Source organism: Tropicimonas sp., from assembly GCF_047971885.1.
Classification (GTDB): domain Bacteria; phylum Pseudomonadota; class Alphaproteobacteria; order Rhodobacterales; family Rhodobacteraceae; genus Tropicimonas.
In genome coordinates, this window is record NZ_JBKEAE010000106.1 from 1 (window position 1) to 4005 (window position 4005).

5 protein-coding genes are annotated in these 4005 nt (G+C 67.4%); all 5 read left to right on the plus strand.

All coding sequences use genetic code 11. The features are described from left to right. A partial coding sequence (locus ACK5IR_RS09300; protein ID WP_416928166.1) for an ATP phosphoribosyltransferase regulatory subunit occupies nt 1–974 on the plus strand: 974 nt, incomplete at its 5' end. Nucleotides 975–979: 5 nt separating this feature from the next. Continuing rightward, nucleotides 980–2098 carry an ATP phosphoribosyltransferase regulatory subunit gene (locus ACK5IR_RS09305; protein WP_416928168.1) on the plus strand — a complete coding sequence of 373 codons (1119 nt, stop codon included), beginning with the start codon at nt 980–982 and terminating at the stop codon, nt 2096–2098. Next, entirely contained in the window at nt 2095–2787 is a 693-nt protein-coding gene (gene hisG / locus ACK5IR_RS09310) for an ATP phosphoribosyltransferase (protein WP_416928170.1), read from the plus strand. The genes ACK5IR_RS09305 and hisG overlap by 4 nt, the downstream gene beginning before the upstream one ends. 240 nt (nt 2788–3027) lie before the next feature. After that, nucleotides 3028–3234, plus strand: a complete 207-nt coding sequence (locus ACK5IR_RS09315) for a cold-shock protein (protein ID WP_416928172.1) — start codon at nt 3028–3030, stop codon at nt 3232–3234. 246 nt (nt 3235–3480) lie between these two features. Continuing rightward, entirely contained in the window at nt 3481–3804 is a 324-nt protein-coding gene (gene cutA / locus ACK5IR_RS09320; RefSeq protein WP_416928174.1) for a divalent-cation tolerance protein CutA, read from the plus strand. Nucleotides 3805–4005 lie beyond the last annotated feature (201 nt).

Sequence of the window (4005 nt, forward strand, 5' to 3'; positions counted from 1 at the left end):
TGCGGATCAACAACCGCAAGGTGCTGAACGGCGTGCTGGAGGCGGTGGGCCTCGACCCGCAGGCAAACCGCGAAACGGCCGATGCCGTGCTGCGCACCATCGACAAGTTCGACAAGGTCGGGCCGTGCGGGGTGCGCGAGCTTCTGACCAACGGGCGCAAGGATGCCTCCGGCGCCTTCATCGACGGCGTGGGGCTGGGCAATGACGTGGCCGATACGGTGCTTGCCTTCATGCAGGCCAGGGGCGCGGATGCGGGCGCCACCATCGCCAACTTGCGCGCCGTGGTGCAGGGCTCGGCCAGCGGCAGCACCGGGGTGGACGAATTGGAACAGGTCGGCGAGGCGCTGGCCGCGCAGGGCTATGATACGACCCGGACGGAGATCGACCCCTCCGTCGTCCGTGGCCTTGGCTATTATACCGGCCCGGTATTCGAGGCAGAACTGACCTTCGAGATCACCGATGAAAAGGGCCGCCCGCGGCAGTTTGGCTCTGTCGCTGGCGGCGGGCGCTATGACGATCTGGTCAAGCGTTTCACCGGACAGGCGGTGCCGGCAACCGGGGTTTCGATCGGGGTGGATCGGCTGCTGGCGGCACTGCGCGCCAAGGGGCGGCTCGACGCCACCGCGCCGGGGCCGGTGATCGTCACCGTGATGGACCGTGACCGGATGGCCGAGTATCAGGCCATGGCGGGCGAGTTGCGGCAGGCCGGCATCAGGGCCGAGGTCTACCTCGGCAATCCGAAGAACTTCGGCAACCAGCTCAGGTACGCCGACAAGCGCCAGTCGCCCGCTGCGATCATCCAGGGCGAGGACGAGGCGGCGCGCGGGGTGGTGCAGATCAAGGATCTGGTGCTCGGCGCCAGGATCGCCGAAAGCGCCAGCCTCGAGGAATGGAAAAGCCAGCCGGCGCAGCGCGAGGTCGCGCGCGCCGATCTGGTGACGGAAATCCGCAAGACCCTGACGGCGGAAGGCTGAAGCCCATGCCCGGCAAGGATCAGATCCGCGGCGAAGCCGCGCGGCTTCAGGCCGAATTCCGCGAGGCCGGGGCGATTCCGGTCGATCCGGGCATCCTGCAACCGGCCGAGGCGCTGCTTGACCTCTATGGCGAGGATATCCGCGCCCGCGCCTATGTGACGGCCGATCCGCTCATGGGCGAACAGATGCTGCGGCCCGATTTCACCGTGCCCGTCGTACAGTGCCACGTCGCCTCGGACACATCGGGCGAGACACGCTATTGCTACGCCGGCGAGGTCTTTCGCCGCCAGGAAACGGCCGAGCCGGGCCGGGACAACGAGTATTTTCAGGCCGGGATCGAGATTTTCGACGCCGCCGACCCGGCCGCCGCCGAAGCCGAACTGTTCGTGCTGTTCTCGCGGTTGCTCGCACCGCTGCGCCTGCGCGCAGCGCTTGGCGATATCGGCCTTCTGACGGCCGCGGTTGGCGGGCTGGATACCACAGCGGCCCGCAAGACGGCGCTGATGCGCCATATCTGGCGGCCCCGGCGGTTTCGCGCCCTGCTCGACCGCTACGCCGGGCGCAAGCCGGTTCCGCCGGCCCGCAAGGCGCTGCTCGGGCGGCTGGAGACCGAGGCCCCGGAAGAGATCATCGCCGCCGAAGGGCTGGTGATCGGGTTGCGCGAACCCGCCGAGATCGTCGCCCGCATGCGCACCTTGCAGGAAGATGCCGCGACACCGCCGATCGCCGCATGGCAGGTGGAACTGATCGACGATCTTCTCGATATCCGCGAAACGCCATGGAACGCGCTGACGCGCCTGCGCGACATCGCCGTCGATCTTCCGGCGCTGGATCCGGCGCTCGACCGGCTGCAACGCCGGCTGGATGCGATGACGAAACGGGGTGTCGACCTGTCGGCGGTCGAATTCGATACCAGCCACGGCCGGTCGACGATGGAGTATTACGACGGTTTCGTCTTCGGCTTCTATGCCCCCGGGCGGCCGCATCTGCCGCCGGTCGCCCTGGGTGGGCGCTACGATGCGCTGACGCGCGTTCTCGGGCAAGGGCGTGACATTCCGGCGGTGGGCGGCATGATCCGCCCCGGGCTGATGCTGGCGCTTTCGGATGGGGAGGCATTGGCATGAGCATCAGACTCGGGGTCCCCTCCAAGGGCAGGTTGATGGAGAAGACCTTCGACTGGTTCGGCGCGCGCGGGCTCGAAATCCGCCGCACCGGATCGGATCGGGAATATTCGGGTGCCGTGGACGGGATCGACGGGATCGACCTCGTTCTGCTGTCGGCCGGCGAGATTCCGCGCGAACTGAACGCGGGGCGCATTCACCTGGGCGTGACCGGCACCGATCTGGTGCGCGAGCGCATTCCCGGCTGGGACCAGCAGGTCGAGGTTCTGGCGCCGATGGGTTTCGGCCAGGCCGATCTGATCGTCGCCGTTCCCAAATGCTGGGCCGATGTCGAGACGCTCGACGATCTCGATGCGGCTGCGGCAGCATTTCGCAGGGTACACGGCCACCGGATGCGGATCGCGACCAAGTATCACCGGCTGGTACGCGAGTTCCTGCGTGAAGCCGGAGTTGCCGACTACCAGCTTGTCGACAGCCAGGGCGCAACCGAGGGCACGGTCAAGAACCTGACCGCCGAGGCGGTGGCCGATATCACATCCACCGGCGAGACCCTGCGCGCCAACCACCTGAAACTGCTGAGCGACGGCACCATCCACCGCAGTCAGGCAACGTTGTTCCGTGCCCGCAGGGCGCCATGGGGTCCGGCGGAGAAGGCAACGCTGGGCGCACTGGCCGCGCGCATCGGCGGCTGAACGAGCCGCCGGTGCGCGGAAAACGCGCCCCGGCTGTCACGGGCATCGGCGAACCCGCCGCTTCCGGCCGATTTCGCAGAAATCCCTTGCCAGAATCGCGACATTCCGTCATACGCCGCCACGCGACCGTTACCGCATCTCGACCTGCTGTTTCCCTAACCGGCTTCAGTTTCGACGCGACGACTGACGCCGACGCTGCCGCAATGTCGCGGGCAGTGAACCAGACTAGGAGACGACGGGATGGCCACTGGCACCGTGAAATGGTTCAACACCACCAAAGGCTACGGCTTCATCGCGCCCGATGGCGGCAAGAAGGATGTGTTCGTGCACATCTCGGCGGTCGAGCGTTCGGGCCTGACCGGCCTTGCCGACGGGCAGAAGGTTTCGTTCGATATCGAGCCCGGCCGTGACGGCCGCGAAGCCGCGATCAACATCGAGGCTCTCTGAGGCCCGGCCCGCAAACGGCGCGGGCAACCAGATATTCCGGCCTGCCCACCCGGCGGGCCACCGGCGCCCGGGCGCCCTGCCACAGGCAGGGTCCGGGCGTTTCCCGTTTCGGCACAGGTTATCGTCAGCCTCCGCAACGGCCGTATTTCCGGCCGGCGAAATCCGTTTCACCGGCCGGCGCGGTTTGCTAGGCTTCGCTCAGGGAAACGCCCATACGATTGACCAGTTCAACCCCGGAGGCCGCCCATGCCGTTGCTGACCTTTATCGTGAATTGCCCCGATGCCGCTTCGGCCGACAAGATCGCCAGCGATCTGGTGTCGCGCGGGCTGGTCGCCTGCGCCAATTTCCACCCGCCGGTCCGCAGCCTCTACCACTGGAAGGGCCAGCTTCAGTCGGTCGAGGAAATACCGCTGGTGCTGAAGACCCGCCCCGATCTTCGCAACGAGGTGGAATCCGAGATCGCGCGCCTGCACCCCTACGAGGTGCCGCCGATCCTGCGACTGACGCTCGACGCCAATACCTCCTATCTCGGATGGGTCAACGCCGAAACTGGCTCGCCAAGCATATAGCAGGGCCGACGGCGGTGCGCGGCGACCGGGCACCTGTCAGGCCAACGGCAATCGAGACCGGGCGTTCGCAAAGGCCGGCAATGCGGACGAAGCTGCCGTTCTTCTTTCGCCCGGAACAGCCGCCCTGGCGGCCCGGGCGGCGCCCGTCCGCCCCCTCGGGCGGGCGCCTTGCAACCTCACTGCGCGCACGCACGTTGGAGG

What these genes read in the sequence shown, in the direction of transcription:
- ACK5IR_RS09305 (WP_416928168.1), top strand. Translation starts at nt 980, where the DNA reads ATGCCCGGCAAGGATCAGATCCGCGGCGAAGCCGCGCGGCTTCAGGCC.
- hisG (WP_416928170.1), top strand. Translation starts at nt 2,095, where the DNA reads ATGAGCATCAGACTCGGGGTCCCCTCCAAGGGCAGGTTGATGGAGAAG.
- ACK5IR_RS09315 (WP_416928172.1), top strand. Translation starts at nt 3,028, where the DNA reads ATGGCCACTGGCACCGTGAAATGGTTCAACACCACCAAAGGCTACGGC.
- cutA (WP_416928174.1), top strand. Translation starts at nt 3,481, where the DNA reads ATGCCGTTGCTGACCTTTATCGTGAATTGCCCCGATGCCGCTTCGGCC.